The 14,317-nt window shown below is 41.7% G+C and carries 17 protein-coding genes; 16 read left to right on the top strand and 1 reads right to left on the bottom strand.

What is annotated here, in order from left to right; genetic code table 11:
* Positions 1-234, bottom strand: coding sequence for a DNA-dependent RNA polymerase subunit epsilon (locus M1F65_RS06675; protein WP_000639581.1), 234 nt, complete (start codon positions 232-234; stop codon positions 1-3).
* A 551-nt stretch (positions 235-785) separates the two neighbouring features.
* On the opposite strand from M1F65_RS06675, the gene M1F65_RS06670 reads away from it, so the two are divergent.
* From M1F65_RS06670 to M1F65_RS06595, 16 genes are all read left to right on the top strand, one after another.
* Positions 786-1,208: a hypothetical protein gene (locus tag M1F65_RS06670; RefSeq protein WP_239665322.1), complete on the top strand. Its 423-nt coding sequence runs from the start codon at positions 786-788 to the stop codon at positions 1,206-1,208.
* A gap of 254 nt (positions 1,209-1,462) precedes the next feature.
* A complete protein-coding gene (locus tag M1F65_RS06665) occupies positions 1,463-1,678 on the top strand; it encodes a hypothetical protein (RefSeq protein ID WP_000492029.1) in 216 nt (71 codons plus the stop codon).
* Positions 1,679-2,011: 333 nt separating this feature from the next.
* Positions 2,012-2,695 carry a tRNA (adenosine(37)-N6)-threonylcarbamoyltransferase complex dimerization subunit type 1 TsaB gene (tsaB, locus tag M1F65_RS06660; protein WP_000865685.1) on the top strand — a complete coding sequence of 228 codons (684 nt, stop codon included), beginning with the start codon at positions 2,012-2,014 and terminating at the stop codon, positions 2,693-2,695.
* Positions 2,692-3,129: a ribosomal protein S18-alanine N-acetyltransferase gene (gene rimI / locus M1F65_RS06655; RefSeq protein ID WP_000569810.1), complete on the top strand. Its 438-nt coding sequence runs from the start codon at positions 2,692-2,694 to the stop codon at positions 3,127-3,129. Before tsaB ends, rimI begins: the two co-directional genes overlap by 4 nt.
* On the top strand, positions 3,119-4,129 hold the full coding sequence (gene tsaD / locus M1F65_RS06650) for a tRNA (adenosine(37)-N6)-threonylcarbamoyltransferase complex transferase subunit TsaD (protein WP_000655078.1): 1,011 nt from the start codon (positions 3,119-3,121) through the stop codon (positions 4,127-4,129). Before rimI ends, tsaD begins: the two co-directional genes overlap by 11 nt.
* Before the next feature lie 103 nt (positions 4,130-4,232).
* A complete protein-coding gene (locus M1F65_RS06645; protein WP_000572862.1) occupies positions 4,233-5,096 on the top strand; it encodes an Rgg/GadR/MutR family transcriptional regulator in 864 nt (287 codons plus the stop codon).
* Between the two features lie 115 nt (positions 5,097-5,211).
* On the top strand, positions 5,212-5,877 hold the full coding sequence (locus M1F65_RS06640; protein ID WP_000720903.1) for a CPBP family intramembrane glutamic endopeptidase: 666 nt from the start codon (positions 5,212-5,214) through the stop codon (positions 5,875-5,877).
* A gap of 70 nt (positions 5,878-5,947) precedes the next feature.
* Positions 5,948-7,174 carry an MFS transporter gene (locus M1F65_RS06635; protein WP_049484706.1) on the top strand — a complete coding sequence of 409 codons (1,227 nt, stop codon included), beginning with the start codon at positions 5,948-5,950 and terminating at the stop codon, positions 7,172-7,174.
* 193 nt (positions 7,175-7,367) lie between these two features.
* Positions 7,368-7,976 (top strand): hypothetical protein, encoded by a 609-nt coding sequence (locus M1F65_RS06630; protein WP_084922163.1) that lies wholly within the window; start codon positions 7,368-7,370, stop codon positions 7,974-7,976.
* Positions 7,977-8,113: 137 nt separating this feature from the next.
* Complete coding sequence (locus M1F65_RS06625; protein ID WP_247925656.1) at positions 8,114-8,809, top strand: AzlC family ABC transporter permease; 696 nt, start codon at positions 8,114-8,116, stop codon at positions 8,807-8,809.
* The gene (locus M1F65_RS06620; protein WP_000253936.1) at positions 8,799-9,122 is read left to right on the top strand and encodes an AzlD domain-containing protein; all 324 of its coding nucleotides are present in this window, start codon (positions 8,799-8,801) and stop codon (positions 9,120-9,122) included. The genes M1F65_RS06625 and M1F65_RS06620 overlap by 11 nt, the downstream gene beginning before the upstream one ends.
* A 102-nt stretch (positions 9,123-9,224) precedes the next feature.
* Entirely contained in the window at positions 9,225-10,067 is an 843-nt protein-coding gene (locus tag M1F65_RS06615) for an amino acid ABC transporter substrate-binding protein (RefSeq protein WP_000724967.1), read from the top strand.
* A 154-nt stretch (positions 10,068-10,221) separates the two neighbouring features.
* Positions 10,222-11,076 carry a MetQ/NlpA family ABC transporter substrate-binding protein gene (locus M1F65_RS06610; protein WP_000694533.1) on the top strand — a complete coding sequence of 285 codons (855 nt, stop codon included), beginning with the start codon at positions 10,222-10,224 and terminating at the stop codon, positions 11,074-11,076.
* A gap of 118 nt (positions 11,077-11,194) precedes the next feature.
* Positions 11,195-12,568, top strand: a complete 1,374-nt coding sequence (locus M1F65_RS06605; protein ID WP_049550185.1) for a M20 family metallopeptidase — start codon at positions 11,195-11,197, stop codon at positions 12,566-12,568.
* Positions 12,561-13,622, top strand: coding sequence for a methionine ABC transporter ATP-binding protein (locus M1F65_RS06600; RefSeq protein WP_042903024.1), 1,062 nt, complete (start codon positions 12,561-12,563; stop codon positions 13,620-13,622). The genes M1F65_RS06605 and M1F65_RS06600 overlap by 8 nt, the downstream gene beginning before the upstream one ends.
* 1 nt (position 13,623) lies before the next feature.
* The gene (locus tag M1F65_RS06595; protein WP_000137507.1) at positions 13,624-14,316 is read left to right on the top strand and encodes a methionine ABC transporter permease; all 693 of its coding nucleotides are present in this window, start codon (positions 13,624-13,626) and stop codon (positions 14,314-14,316) included.
* Position 14,317 lies beyond the last annotated feature (1 nt).

Below are 14,317 nucleotides of genomic sequence, written 5' to 3'. Positions count from 1 at the left end.
TTAGAACTCCGTAATCTCGAAAGCGCCAGTTTCTTTTTCGTAATCTAGCAATTTGTCAGACAAGAGTTCGATAAATTCGATATTGTACTCTGGGCGGTTTTCTTCGACAAGTTGGCGAGCAGCGATACGGCCCTCAAGTTCTGAGTTGGCATCGATGTCTAGGTAAAGTGAGCGTGTTGTTTCACGACGTGGGCTGCGTTCTTTTGTTTCTTGATAAAAAACTTTGTAAATCATATAGTTCCTTTCTATTTACAGGTCAGCTTATTCCAAACTTTTAGCAGAGATTTGCTTGATTTCATTCCATTTTGTGTCTAGATTGACCTTGATTCGTTACAATTATTTCAATTATACCACAAAATGAAAAATTAGTAAAAGACGGAAATGGAGAAAGTCGGGAGGGGAAGAAGGAACAAAAAGACAGGTAGGATTTGGTCGGAGAGCACTTAGGTGTTATAATGAAAGGGGGAATCTAAAGAGATAGTAGATTTAAGGAAGAATACAGTTCTAGTTTCATTAATCGTTGGAGTGGATGGTTGGGACCGAATGATATCTTTGAAAAAAGAAAAAGCTCTTGAGAAATCTCGAGAGCAACCAAAAAGGCTGAGACAAAATTAAGGGATCTTTCTGAGCAAGCTCAAGGGGCAGCACCATTACCTAAAGTGATTGAATCACAACCTTTGAAAGACTTGTCACCAAGTCAGACCAAATCTCAACCTTACCCTATTTTATCATCTACTCAGCTAAGAAGTCAATCTATAAGTATAACGATGTAGACATAGCATGGAGTGGAGTGCTTACTGAACGGGCAAGGAAAAGCCCTTGATCAAAGCCAAGAGCCTACTAATAACATTGGGGGCGAACTAATCAATCGCAATTCCGGTTATTTAGAAGGCGAACCCTCAAGGACAGCACCACAGCCTGAAGAGCCAAAGGCTCAACCTGATTTTCCTACCAATGTTAAATTATATTTTAACATTGACAAGTCAGTAAAGTCAAGTTATCGGTTGCGTGGTGGCTACAAATACCCTGAAGATGCGGACATAAGGACTTTAAATAAGTATGCGGATGCTTTGCAACGGTCAGCACAACAATATTTAGATAGATTTGCCAATCAAAAAATCATCTACGCTTTTAACGAAGATAACCAACTGAACGCTCTGTCACCAGTCGCCCTATGTTATCCTCTCGATATTTATACTTTACTATAACTTACTGAGGGAATCAACTTTAAAAGCATCAAAAAGCTCCTGACCGAAGTCAAGAGCCGTCAAACACTGGGGGCGAATTGTTCAATCGCAATTTCAGTTCTTTAGAAACCAAAGTTTCAGGGATAGCACTGCAACCCGAAGAGTCAACGACTCAACCTGATTTTCCTATCAGTGTTGAATTACATTTTAACATTGATAGAACAACATTGTCAACAGTTTATATAAAAATAGGAATACCAAAAGGAGGATTAAGAATGTTTAGTTTGTTTGAATTTGCAGTAGGGGTTCGCCTCTTGATGTTTGTAGTCTTTGTAGCTTGTGTCTATGGGGGGAATGCCCTGTTTGTTCATCTGGAACACCGCAAAACAAAGTTCCTTTGGAAGCTTGCTTTTGTGACGCTCTATTCAATTTTTCTCCTCCTGGTTACCTATGTTGTCTGGCTCGTTTTCTACTTTGGTTTAAATGCCTAAAGTCAATTATTCCTCTAGATATACAGAAAATCCACCTCGTCTTGATAGATGGGATGGACTTTTTCTATTTTTAGGTGATATCTTTATTTTTACGACGATGTTCTTTCGTATCAAAAATCGAGTTGAAACATAAATGCCTGATCCAAATTTTTTACAAAGAACTTTTCAATTTCCTTGTTCACTTTTCTATTCAAAAAAGCTACAACTTTTTTGAATTTTTTGTGCAGAATTGCTTGTTTAAGTGGCAGGAACTTTTGTTTCAAAATAAAGAAAATTCCCATGCGCTGGCTTTTGTAGTATAATAGTAAACAGACAAAAAGATAGGAATGTGTTATGAAAGTATTAGCTTTTGATACGTCCAGCAAGGCTCTTTCTCTAGCCATTTTAGAGGACAAGCAGGTTCTTGCCGAGACGACGATTAATATCAAGAAAAATCACAGTATTACCCTTATGCCAGCCATTGATTTTTTGATGGCCAGTCTAGATTTGACATCAAAGGATTTGGATCGAATCGTGGTCGCTGAAGGGCCAGGTAGCTACACGGGCTTGCGAATTGCGGTAGCAACTGCCAAGACCTTGGCTCATACCCTGAACATTGAGTTAGTTGGGATGTCTAGCCTATTGGCTCTGGTGCCACGCCAACAAGAAGGCTTGGTGGTTCCTATCATGGATGCACGTCGCAACAATGTTTATGCAGGATTTTATCAAAACGCCAAACCAGTCTTTCCAGAAGCGCACCTGTCTTTTGCGGAAGTGCTAGAGCAGGTCAAGGATGCTGAACAGGTAACCTTTGTCGGAGAAGTTGGAGCCTTTGTGGAACAGATCCAAGAACAACTACCTCAAGCTAGCTATCAAGAAACCTTGCCAAATGCAGCTAATCTAGCTCTTTGGGCCTGGGACGAGGAAGCAGACTCCTTGCACGACTTTGTGCCAAATTACCTCAAACGTGTTGAAGCTGAGGAAAACTGGCTCAAGAACCATACCGAGTCTGGCGGGTCTTACATTAAACGCCTATGATAGAAATCAAACGAATCCAAAAACAGCCTGAACTAGCTAAAACCATCTACGCTGTCATGGCAGATGTTTACCCAGTCAGTCCTTGGACGCTGGAACAAATCCAAGCAGACCTGTCCCAAGACCAAACTTGGTACGCTCTAGCTTATGATGGAACAGAAGTGATTGGATTTCTAGCTGTGCAGGAGAATCTCTTTGAGGCAGAAGTCCTGCAAATCGCTGTCAAGAAAGCCTATCAAGGACAGGAAATAGCATCAGCCTTGTTTGCAACATTGCCGACAGACAAGGAGATTTTCCTCGAAGTCAGAAAGTCAAATCACCGAGCGCAAGCATTTTACAAGAAAGAAAAGATGGCGGTCATCGCTGAGCGAAAGGCCTACTACCATGACCCAGTCGAGGACGCCATCATCATGAAGAGAGAAATAGATGAAGGATAGATATATTTTAGCATTTGAGACATCCTGTGACGAGACCAGTGTCGCTGTCTTAAAAAACGACGACCAGCTCTTGTCCAATGTCATTGCTAGTCAAATTGAGAGCCACAAACGTTTTGGGGGCGTAGTGCCAGAAGTAGCTAGTCGTCACCATGTAGAGGTCATTACAGCCTGTATCGAGGAGGCTCTAGCAGAAGCAGGAATTACCGAAGAGGACGTAACAGCCGTGGCCGTTACTTATGGACCAGGCTTGGTTGGAGCCTTACTAGTTGGTTTATCAGCTGCTAAGGCCTTTGCTTGGGCACATGGACTTCCGCTGATCCCCGTGAATCACATGGCGGGCCACCTCATGGCAGCTCAGAGCGTCGAGCCTTTGGAGTTTCCCTTGCTAGCCCTCTTGGTCAGTGGTGGGCACACGGAGTTGGTCTATGTTTCCGAGGCTGGTGATTATAAGATTGTTGGGGAGACACGAGACGATGCGGTTGGTGAGGCCTATGATAAGGTTGGCCGTGTCATGGGATTGACCTATCCAGCAGGTCGCGAGATTGATGAGCTAGCTCATCAGGGGCAGGATATTTATGATTTCCCTCGTGCCATGATTAAGGAGGACAATCTAGAGTTTTCATTCTCAGGTTTGAAGTCTGCCTTTATCAATCTTCACCACAATGCCGAGCAAAAGGGAGAGAGTTTGTCCAAGGAAGACCTGTCAGCATCTTTCCAAGCAGCAGTCATGGATATTCTTATGGCCAAAACCAAGAAGGCCTTGGGAAAATACCCTGTTAAAACTCTGGTCGTGGCTGGTGGCGTGGCAGCTAATAAAGGGCTCAGAGAACGCCTAGCAGCTGAAATCACAGATGTCAAGGTCATCATCCCACCCCTGCGCCTTTGCGGAGACAATGCAGGTATGATTGCCTATGCCAGCGTCAGCGAGTGGAATAAAGAAAACTTTGCAGACTTGGACCTCAACGCCAAACCAAGCCTCGCCTTTGATACCATAGAATAAAGAGTCAGTTTTGAACTGGCTTTTTTACTCCAGAAAATGTCAGAATATTTTGACAAATCTGTAAAAATGATGATATAATATGTAAAAATTAGGAGGTGGTCAGATGATTGAGAGAATGGAATTGGGAGAATTTTACAAGGAATTGCGGCTGGCGAGAAGGCTCAAGCAGTCAGATGTGGCTTGTGAGGGTCTGACAGCATCCCAGCTATCCAAGTTTGAACTAGGGCAGTCTATGCTGTCTGCAGATAAGCTGATTCTAGCTATCCAAGCGATAAATGTGACCTTTGATGAGTTTGGACACAAGCTTAACAACTATCAAGAATCACCACATATGCGAATTGGTCGAAAGGTTGTGGATCGTTTTGCCCATCAAGATATAGCAGGCTTAGAGCAATTATTAGAGGAGGTCGAGCAAGAACAGATGGCGCAGACCTATCGTCGTTTGAACGCTATTGTGATTAAAGATGCCATTCATTCCTTGGATAAAAACTATCTGCTAGAAGAGGAGGATAGCGAGTTTTTAACTACTTATCTCTATGCTATTGAGTCTTGGACCTGGTTTGAACTCTATATTTTTTGCAATACCATGCCCTTCTTAAGTAATCAAGATCTGATTTTTTTATCCACCTCTTTACTTGAAAAATCTAAGGAATTTAAAGAGTTGGTACACAATCAATTGTATATGAAAAGTGGTTATCTTAATATCATCTCAGAGCTCATGGAGCGCAAACTTTTTTCCTATATTCCAATTTTTGAAGCTGAGTTGGAGAGTATGCTCCGACCATACGATGTTTTTGAGAAAGTATCATGGCAATTTTTAAAGAAATTGAGCATTTTCCTTCAAACCAAGGGAAGCAATCAAAAAGAGATTGAAAAATTTATCCAATCTCTGCAAGTATTAGAAAATCCCCAATTAACAGCTCTTTTTGAACTACGCTTACAGCAATATAAAGACCTTATCGATTAACAAACGATCGCAAAAATGAAATTTCTATAAGAAAAAATGTCAAATATGCGATTTTCTAAAATAGGGCATTTTTCGTGTTATACTGTCTTTATTTCATAGTATAGGAGAAAATAAAATGAAAAAGATAATCTCACGCTACTACTTGTTTGTAACTATTCTACTTGTCATTGCTGACCAGTTCTTCATTCGTTTGCTTTTACATAGCGATCTTGCTGCTGGTCTATCCGACTTTTCCTATTATTTGTCGGATATGCTGTTGAATTTTCTTGTGGTTTTGCTTGCTATTACTGTTATGGTTTGGTCAGGTAAATGGCAGAAAATTAACAGTCGAAAATTTAGAGGTTCCTATCTTTTTTATTCCTTTTTAGCTCTTCTTGCTTTTGTTATTTGGAATTTCGTCACATTTTATCTTTTCCCATCTACCAAAAATGAAATTGCTTATCAACTGGATGTCCCTACTTTTACAGGAGCTACAGCATTTTTGATGTATTTTTTCTATCCTGTGATTGCAGGTCCCATTTTTGAAGAGATGATTTATCGTGGATTGGTGATGACCGCTCTGGAAAAAGGAAAGAAATGGGGACTGGATGTGCTTGGATCTGCTACTTTGTTTGGAATCTTGCACATTAGTAATCACGGTTGGGTCTTGACAGACTTTTTCGTATATATGGGTGGCGGTCTCATATTTGCAGTTTTATTTAGAGTAACCAAGTCCATTTATTGGCCTATTGGACTGCATATAGTCTACAATGGCATTGGTCAAATTTTACCGTTGCTGTAATTTTAGGTGCTCAGCAATATCGGTCTATCCTTGGGGAGAACTTCCCATTTGAACTCAAAAAGGAGTTGCGATGAAAGTATTTATTCAAAATAGAGATTTTAGGCAATTAACCATCAACCAGTGGATCTCAACGGTTGGGGATACGATTTTTTATCTTGCTTTTTTGAATTATGTGGCAGATGCTTCGTTTGCCCCCTTGGCGATTTTACTCATTACGATTTCAGAGACTGTTCCTCAAGTTCTGCAAATCTTTATGGGAGTTTTGGCTGACTTTCAACATCATCGTGTTCTAAAGTATACGGTTATTAGTTTTGTCAAATTTGTCCTTTATTCTATAGTGGCACTTTCGCTTTCAGGGCAGTCCTTTTCCTTATGGCTCGTATTCTTTATTTGTTTAATGAACCTCTTGTCGGATACATTGAGTTACTTTTCAGGAGCCATGCTAACTCCTATTTTTATAAGAATCATTGGGAAAGAACATCTGACAGAAGCCATTGGCTTTAAACAATCAACAGTTAGTTTAGTTCGGACAATCAGTAATATTCTAGGAGGGATTTTACTAGGAATTCTTTCCATTCAGTTCATTTCCTTGCTAAACGCTCTGACGTTTCTGATAGCATTTGTAGGTATTCTTCTCATAAAAAATGATCTTTTGAAAGTTGAAAAAACAATTAGCTATCAAGAAGGTCTTTCTATAAAATCGTTTTGCCAGCATTTGTTCCAATCATCGAAATTGATCTGGAATATGGATAGAGTAATCTTCATTTTATTTATCGTCTCTATCAGCCAAGCTGTGATCAATGTCACTGTTCCTATTTCGACTCTTTTTTTAAGAAACCAACCGTTTTTGAATTTACAAACTGGTCAATCACTCGCTTTGTTATCAACACTAGAATTATTAGCACTTATTGTCGGAAGCCTTGTAAGTGGCTATCTGAAAAATACGATTTCTATAAAAACAGCTCTATACGCTTCGGTCGTCATCCAGTTACTCCTTCTAGTAGGATTTGCCACAGTTCATTTTGGTTTGATTCTGCTTTTCAGCTCCTTGGATGCCTTCATCGCAGGGGTACTCTCTCCTAGATTGCAAGAACTCGTCTTTAAACAAATACCTGAGGAGTCAATGGGAGCGGTTCAATCCTCTATTGGTGCTATTACGGTTGTCTTACCAAGTCTATTCACAATCGTTTTCGTAACGATTGCTACAAGTTTTGGGACCTTAGCGGTCAGCTTTATTCTATTGCTATTACTCCTAACCGCATTTGTCATGCTCTTGAATATTCGTGAGAGCATTTAGTAGGGAACTTTGATTTAATTTTTGTTCATATGATAAGGCTGGCGCTCCAGTCTTTTTCTTATCTCCAATATCTAATAATGGTTCTTGTTCAATTCCTTGTTACCTTAAATGAAAAAGTAATTTTAGAATTTAACCACGGAATCCGACTCTATCAAAGTTTGTCAATCATAGACTTTTTTTGTATAGTAGAAATATGAAATTTACAAAAATAATCAGTAGTCTGCTGGCTCTTGGAGTTTTACTCATGCTTTTATCAGCTTGCCAGAATATCAAAAAAACACAACTGGTCTTGTTTGAATCCCTTTCGTTCGGTATGTCTCCTAAATCTGTTGAAGAAAGATTTGGAAAGGCAAGCGAGGTGGAGGAAGAAAAGGAAACGGCCTATCGCGATACCTGGCGTGCAGAAGACCCGTATTTCTATAAAACAGGTCGCCTTTTCTATCACTATGAGCAGATTACTTTGAAAGGCTATCCAGGCCGAGCGACCTTTACATTTTCAAAATCGCATCGTTTGGAAACAGTAGCGGCTTATTTTCCCGTTACCTCAAAAGCTGAGCAGCAAGCATTGCTCGATAACTTATCCCAGACTGTAAAAAAAGAGCTTGAAGAACTCCCAGATTACCAGTCCATGACAACTGAGACAGTAGGCATCTATGATGACGGTTATCGCTACAAGGTCAAGTTAAAAGGACAACAGTGGGAACTCTGGGTTGATGTCTATCCAACAGAAAATAAATATGCTACAGACACAGAAACCGATAAGTATACTATCCGAGTGGATCAATTTCTTATGTATCCATGATGCTTCCTCTTCAGCACTTTTTGCTGGCACTTAGTTTCGATTCCGAAACTTTTTTCTCATTCCTGAATATGTTATAATAGTCCGTGCTGTGGCTGTGATGATGAACAGCCTCAATTGGAGAGAATATGAGGAGAAGGATGAAAGAAAAAGGATTTTGGGAAGGTGTACAGGCAGCCATGCCGACTGCCCTTGGCTATGTCAGCATTGGCCTGGCTTGTGGGATTATTGGCGCGCCCTATGTGACACCTGTTGAGATGGGCTTGATGAGCCTCTTTGTTTATGCTGGGAGCGCCCAGTTTGCCATGTTGGCATTGATTGCAGTACAAGCGCCTGTGACAGCTATTGCTATGACGGTTTTTTTGATCAACTTGCGACTCTTTTTGCTGAGCTTGCATGCATCGACCTATTTCCGTCATACTAGTCTCTGGCAAAATATCGGCATGTCCAGTCTCCTGACAGATGAAACCTATGGGGTTTTGATGGGAGAATTAGCCCATACAGACAAGGTTCATCCCATGTGGATGTACGGGAACAATCTCAATAGTTATGTAGCCTGGTTTATTGGGACAGTGGCGGGGACAGCTTTAGGTGGGCTTCTTCCAAATCCTGAAGTCTTTGGCTTGGACTTTGCCCTTGTTGGGATGTTTATCGGGATTTTTACTTCACAATTTCAGATTATGCAAAGACGGGTTCCTGTACGGAATCTGCTGATGATCCTAGCCGTTGTTGCGGTGTCCTTCTTTTTGTTCTTGACAGTGGTGTCTCAGTCGCTAGCTGTTCTGTTTGCGACCTTGCTAGGTTGTACCATGGGGGTGGTCTTAGATGGTCAGTAAATATCTTTTGTTAGCTGTTATCTTTTCAGGCCTAGTGACTTGGATACCTCGTATGATTCCCTTCATCTTGGTTAAGTACAAGGGGTTGCCAGCTATCGTTGAGCGTTTTTTGAAGTTCTTGCCTGTTTCCATTATCTTTGCCTTGATCCTTTCAAGCGTAGTGACTGGCAAGGTTGGCAGCCTTCCTCAGATCAAATGGCTGGACTTTTTAGCAGTCTTTCCAACGGCTTGGGTAGCCTTTCGCTACCGCAATCTAGTGGGTACGGTTCTTTTTGGAGTAGTCTTGATTGCAGTCTTACGTCTGGTCTTTTAGTCAGCCATAAAAAAAACCTATCACCGAGATAGATATCATATAATGGCGAAAAAAAATATTTTCTGTTAAGATAGTAAAGTATTCTATTTTGGAGGAAATGACATGAAAAAAATCGTCAAATATTCATCTCTTGCAGCTCTAGGACTTGTTGCCGCAGGTGTACTAGCAGCTTGCTCAGGTGGAGATAAGAAAGATACTGCAACTAGCGAAGCAGCATCTGGTAAGAAAGAAATTATCGTTGCAACCAATGCTTCACCAAAACCATTCAACTACGAAGAAAATGGCGAGTTGACTGGTTATGAGATTGAAGTAGTCCGTGCTATCTTTAAAGACTCTGACAAATACGATGTCAAGTTTGAAAAGACAGAGTGGTCAGGTGTCTTTGCAGGCCTTGATAGCGATCGCTACCAAATGGCTGTGAATAATATCAGCTATACCAAAGAACGTGCTGAAAAGTACCTTTATGCAGCACCAACTGCTAAAAACCCTAACGTTCTCGTTGTGAAGAAAGATGACGACAGCATCAAGTCACTTGATGATATCGGAGGCAAGTCTACTGAGGTTGTTCAAGGGACAACATCAGCTAAACAGCTAGAAGATTATAACAAACAACACGCAGACAATCCAACGGTTCTTAACTACACCAAGGCTGATTTCCAACAAATCATGTCACGTTTGAGCGATGGTCAGTTTGACTACAAGATCTTTGATAAAATCGGTGTTGAAACAGTTATCAAGAACCAAGGTTTGGACAACTTGAAAGTCATCGAACTTCCAAGCGACCAACAACCTTATGTTTACCCACTTCTTGCTAAAGGTCAAGATGAGTTGAAATCATTTGTGGACAAACGCATCCAAGAACTCTACAAAGACGGAACTCTTGAAAAATTGTCTAAACAGTTCTTCGGAGACACTTATCTCCCAGCAGAAGCTGATATTAAATAGTCGTATGAAATCATCCAGTCTGAGAAAGGCGGATGATTTCTCAATTTTTAGGTATATAGTTTCAAACTATATGTCTGCCTATCTAATAACAATTTGCTAAATCAAATAAAGTATGAGATACTATTACGGTATTATTTTTAAAGGAGATAGAATCATGAAAATTAAAAAATGGCTCGGTGTAGCAGCTCTTGCTACAGTCGCAGGTTTGACTCTTGCAGCTTGCGGAAATTCAGAAAAGAAAGCAGACAACGAAACAGTTGTCAAAATTGCAACAGTTAACCGTAGCGGTTCTGAAGAAGCACGTTGGGATAAAATCCAAGAATTGGTTGAAAAAGATGGAATTAAATTGGAATTCACAGAGTTCACAGACTATTCACAACCAAACAAGGCAACTGCTGATGGCGAAGTAGACTTGAATGCTTTCCAACACTACAACTTCTTGAACAACTGGAACAAAGAAAACGGGAAAGACCTTGTAGCGATTGCAGATACCTACATCTCACCAATCCGCCTTTACTCAGGTAAAAATGGGGAAGAAAACAAGTACACCAAAGTGGAAGAAATCCCAGATAACGGTGAAATCGCCGTACCAAACGATGCAACAAACGAAAGCCGTGCGCTTTACTTGCTTCAATCAGCTGGTTTGATCAAATTGGATGTTTCTGGAACTGCACTTGCAACAGTTGCGAACATTACAGAAAATCCAAAGAACTTGAAGATTACTGAATTGGACGCTAGCCAAACAGCTCGTTCATTGTCATCAGTTGATGCTGCCGTTGTAAACAATACCTTCGTTACAGAAGCAAAATTGGACTACAAGAAAGCACTCTTTAAAGAACAAGCTGATGAAAACTCAAAACAATGGTACAACATCATTGTTGCGAAAAAAGATTGGGAATCATCACCTAAGGCTGATGCCATCAAGAAAATTATCGCAGCTTACCACACTGATGAAGTGAAAAAAGTTATCGAAGAAACATCAGACGGTTTGGACCAACCAGTTTGGTAATAAGACACAGGGAGGTGGGAGAGAGTTTCCACCTCTTGCTTTTGTATAGAGAGTTGATTTTAAAGAGGCACTTGTGGTCGTTCTGAAGACACAAGTAGGTAGTAGAAAGAGAGAGAAAATGGTTTTTCCTAGTGAACAAGAGCAGATTGAAAAATTTGAGAAGGATCATGTGGCCCAACATTATTTTGAAGTCTTGCGCACCTTAATTTCCAAGAAATCAGTTTTTGCCCAGCAGGTTGGACTCAAGGAAGTTGCAAACTATCTGGGTGAGATTTTCAAGCGTGTAGGGGCTGAAGTGGAGATTGATGAGACTTATACGGCTCCCTTTGTCATGGCGCATTTCAAGAGTTCGCGTCCGGATGCCAAGACCTTGATCTTCTATAATCACTATGACACCGTGCCAGCAGATGGCGACCAGGTGTGGACAGAGAATCCTTTTACCCTTTCTGTGCGAAATGGCTTTATGTATGGGCGTGGGGTTGACGACGACAAAGGCCACATCACAGCTCGTTTGAGTGCTTTGAGAAAGTATATGCAGCACCACGATGACCTGCCTGTCAATATCAGCTTTATCATGGAAGGAGCAGAGGAGTCTGCTTCCATGGATCTAGATAAGTATTTAGAGAAACACGCAGACAAACTTCGTGGGGCGGACTTGCTAGTCTGGGAACAAGGAACCAAGAACGCCTTGGAACAGCTGGAAATCTCTGGCGGAAACAAGGGAATTGTAACCTTTGATGCTAAGGTGAAAAGTGCGGATGTGGATATCCACTCGAGTTATGGTGGTGTCGTGGAGTCAGCTCCATGGTATCTTATCCAGGCTCTAAGTAGTCTACGTGCAGCAGATGGACGTATCTTGGTAGAAGGCTTGTACGAGGATGTTCAAGGGCCAAATGAACGAGAACTAGCCTTGGTAGATACCTATGCCCAACGCAATCCAGAGGAAATCAGTCGCATTTATGGCTTGGAATTGCCTCTCTTACAAAAGGATCGTGTAGCCTTCCTAAAACGTTTCTTTTTCGAGCCAGCCCTTAATATCGAAGGGATTCAGTCAGGTTATCAAGGTCAAGGGGTGAAAACGATTTTGCCAGCAGAAGCCAGTGCCAAGTTAGAAGTTCGTTTGGTTCCTGGCTTAGAACCGCATGATGTTCTGGAAAAAATTCGGAAACAGCTAGACAAAAATGGCTTTGATAAGGTAGAATTATACTATACCTTGGGAGAGATGAGCTATCGAAGCGATATGAGCGCGCCAGCCATTCTTAATGTGATCGAGTTGGCCAAGAAATTCTATCCACAGGGCGTTTCAGTCTTGCCGACAACAGCGGGGACAGGACCTATGCATACGGTCTTTGATGCCTTAGAGGTACCCATGGTGGCCTTCGGTCTAGGAAATGCCAATAGCCGAGACCATGGTGGAGATGAAAACGTGCGAATCGCCGATTACTACACCCATATTGAATTAGTAGAGGAGCTGATTAGAAGCTATGAGTAGAGATATTATCAAGTTAGATCAGATCGATGTGACTTTTCACCAAAAGAAGAGAACCATCACAGCGGTCAAGGATGTGACCATTCACATCCAAGAAGGGGATATCTACGGAATTGTTGGATATTCTGGAGCAGGGAAATCAACCCTTGTACGGGTGATTAACCTCTTGCAAAAACCATCCGCAGGGAAAATTACCATTGACGACGATGTGATTTTTGATGGTAAGGTGACCTTGACGGCAGAGCAGTTGCGTCGCAAACGTCAAGATATCGGGATGATTTTCCAGCATTTTAACCTCATGAGTCAAAAGACAGCAGAGGAAAATGTAGCCTTTGCCCTCAAACACTCTGGACTCAGCAAGGAAGAAAAGAAGGCAAAAGTAGCTAAGTTGTTGGACTTGGTTGGCTTGGCGGATCGTGCTGAAAACTACCCTTCACAACTATCTGGAGGGCAAAAACAGCGTGTGGCTATTGCGCGTGCCTTGGCCAATGATCCAAAAATCTTGATTTCAGATGAGTCAACGTCTGCCCTTGACCCTAAAACAACCAAGCAAATTTTGGCCTTGTTGCAAGATTTGAACCAAAAATTAGGCTTGACGGTTGTCTTGATTACGCATGAAATGCAGATTGTCAAAGACATTGCCAACCGTGTGGCGGTTATGCAGGATGGGCGTTTGATTGAAGAGGGCAGTGTCCTTGAAATCTTCTCAGACCCTAAACAACCTTTGACACAGGACTTTATCTCAACAGCCACAGGTATTGACGAAGCCATGGTTAAGATTGAGAAGCAAGAAATCGTAGAACATTTATCTGAGAACAGTATCTTAGTGCAACTCAAGTATGCAGGGGCTTCGACAGACGAACCACTTTTGAATGAATTGTACAAGCGTTACCAAGTAACGGCTAATATCCTCTATGGAAATATCGAAATTCTCGATGGCACTCCTGTTGGAGAATTGGTTGTGGTCTTGTCAGGTGAAAAAGCAGCACTAGCAGGTGCTCAAGAAGCCATCCGTCAGGCTGGTGTGCAGTTAAAAGTATTGAAGGGAGGACAGTAAAATGACAGAGTTGATTCAAACTTACTTACCAAATGTCTACAAGATGGGCTGGGCTGGTCAGGCAGGCTGGGGAACGGCTATCTACCTAACTCTTTATATGACAGTTCTTTCCTTCATCATCGGAGGATTCTTGGGGCTGGTGGCAGGTCTTTTCCTCGTCTTGACAGCGCCAGGTGGTGTCTTGGAAAATAAGGTTATCTTTTGGATTTTGGATAAGATTACCTCTATTTTCCGTGCGGTTCCTTTCATCATCCTCTTGGCAATCATGTCACCACTCTCTCACTTGATTGTGAAGACTAGCATTGGGCCAAATGCAGCCCTTGTCCCCCTTTCTTTTGCGGTCTTTGCCTTCTTTGCCCGTCAGGTGCAGGTTGTCTTGGCTGAGTTAGATGGTGGTGTCATTGAGGCTGCTCAAGCAAGCGGAGCGACCTTCTGGGATATCGTGGGTGTTTACCTATCAGAAGGTCTTCCAGATTTGATTCGTGTGACGACTGTGACTTTGATTTCCCTTGTTGGGGAAACAGCCATGGCGGGAGCAGTTGGTGCTGGTGGTATCGGTAACGTGGCCATTGCTTATGGATTTAACCGTTACAATCACGATGTGACCATCTTGGCAACCATCATTATCATCTTGATTATCTTTACGATCCAGTTCTTGGGAGATTTCTTGACCAAGAAACTAAGTCATAAATAAT

The sequence above is a fragment of the Streptococcus oralis genome (genome assembly GCF_023109195.1).
In the GTDB taxonomy this organism is placed as follows: Bacteria; Bacillota; Bacilli; order Lactobacillales; family Streptococcaceae; genus Streptococcus; species Streptococcus oralis_BV.
Note: the sequence above shows the minus strand (reverse complement) of the source record. Positions and strands in the feature narration are given on the sequence as shown.

Excerpts from the sequence above, each read along its gene's own strand:
- M1F65_RS06675 (WP_000639581.1), bottom strand. The coding sequence starts at position 234 with ATGATTTACAAAGTTTTTTATCAAGAAACAAAAGAACGCAGCCCACGT.
- M1F65_RS06665 (WP_000492029.1), top strand. The coding sequence starts at position 1,463 with ATGTTTAGTTTGTTTGAATTTGCAGTAGGGGTTCGCCTCTTGATGTTT.
- tsaB (WP_000865685.1), top strand. The coding sequence starts at position 2,012 with ATGAAAGTATTAGCTTTTGATACGTCCAGCAAGGCTCTTTCTCTAGCC.
- rimI (WP_000569810.1), top strand. The coding sequence starts at position 2,692 with ATGATAGAAATCAAACGAATCCAAAAACAGCCTGAACTAGCTAAAACC.
- tsaD (WP_000655078.1), top strand. The coding sequence starts at position 3,119 with ATGAAGGATAGATATATTTTAGCATTTGAGACATCCTGTGACGAGACC.
- M1F65_RS06645 (WP_000572862.1), top strand. The coding sequence starts at position 4,233 with ATGATTGAGAGAATGGAATTGGGAGAATTTTACAAGGAATTGCGGCTG.
- M1F65_RS06640 (WP_000720903.1), top strand. The coding sequence starts at position 5,212 with ATGAAAAAGATAATCTCACGCTACTACTTGTTTGTAACTATTCTACTT.
- M1F65_RS06635 (WP_049484706.1), top strand. The coding sequence starts at position 5,948 with ATGAAAGTATTTATTCAAAATAGAGATTTTAGGCAATTAACCATCAAC.
- M1F65_RS06630 (WP_084922163.1), top strand. The coding sequence starts at position 7,368 with ATGAAATTTACAAAAATAATCAGTAGTCTGCTGGCTCTTGGAGTTTTA.
- M1F65_RS06625 (WP_247925656.1), top strand. The coding sequence starts at position 8,114 with ATGAAAGAAAAAGGATTTTGGGAAGGTGTACAGGCAGCCATGCCGACT.
- M1F65_RS06620 (WP_000253936.1), top strand. The coding sequence starts at position 8,799 with ATGGTCAGTAAATATCTTTTGTTAGCTGTTATCTTTTCAGGCCTAGTG.
- M1F65_RS06615 (WP_000724967.1), top strand. The coding sequence starts at position 9,225 with ATGAAAAAAATCGTCAAATATTCATCTCTTGCAGCTCTAGGACTTGTT.
- M1F65_RS06610 (WP_000694533.1), top strand. The coding sequence starts at position 10,222 with ATGAAAATTAAAAAATGGCTCGGTGTAGCAGCTCTTGCTACAGTCGCA.
- M1F65_RS06605 (WP_049550185.1), top strand. The coding sequence starts at position 11,195 with ATGGTTTTTCCTAGTGAACAAGAGCAGATTGAAAAATTTGAGAAGGAT.
- M1F65_RS06600 (WP_042903024.1), top strand. The coding sequence starts at position 12,561 with ATGAGTAGAGATATTATCAAGTTAGATCAGATCGATGTGACTTTTCAC.
- M1F65_RS06595 (WP_000137507.1), top strand. The coding sequence starts at position 13,624 with ATGACAGAGTTGATTCAAACTTACTTACCAAATGTCTACAAGATGGGC.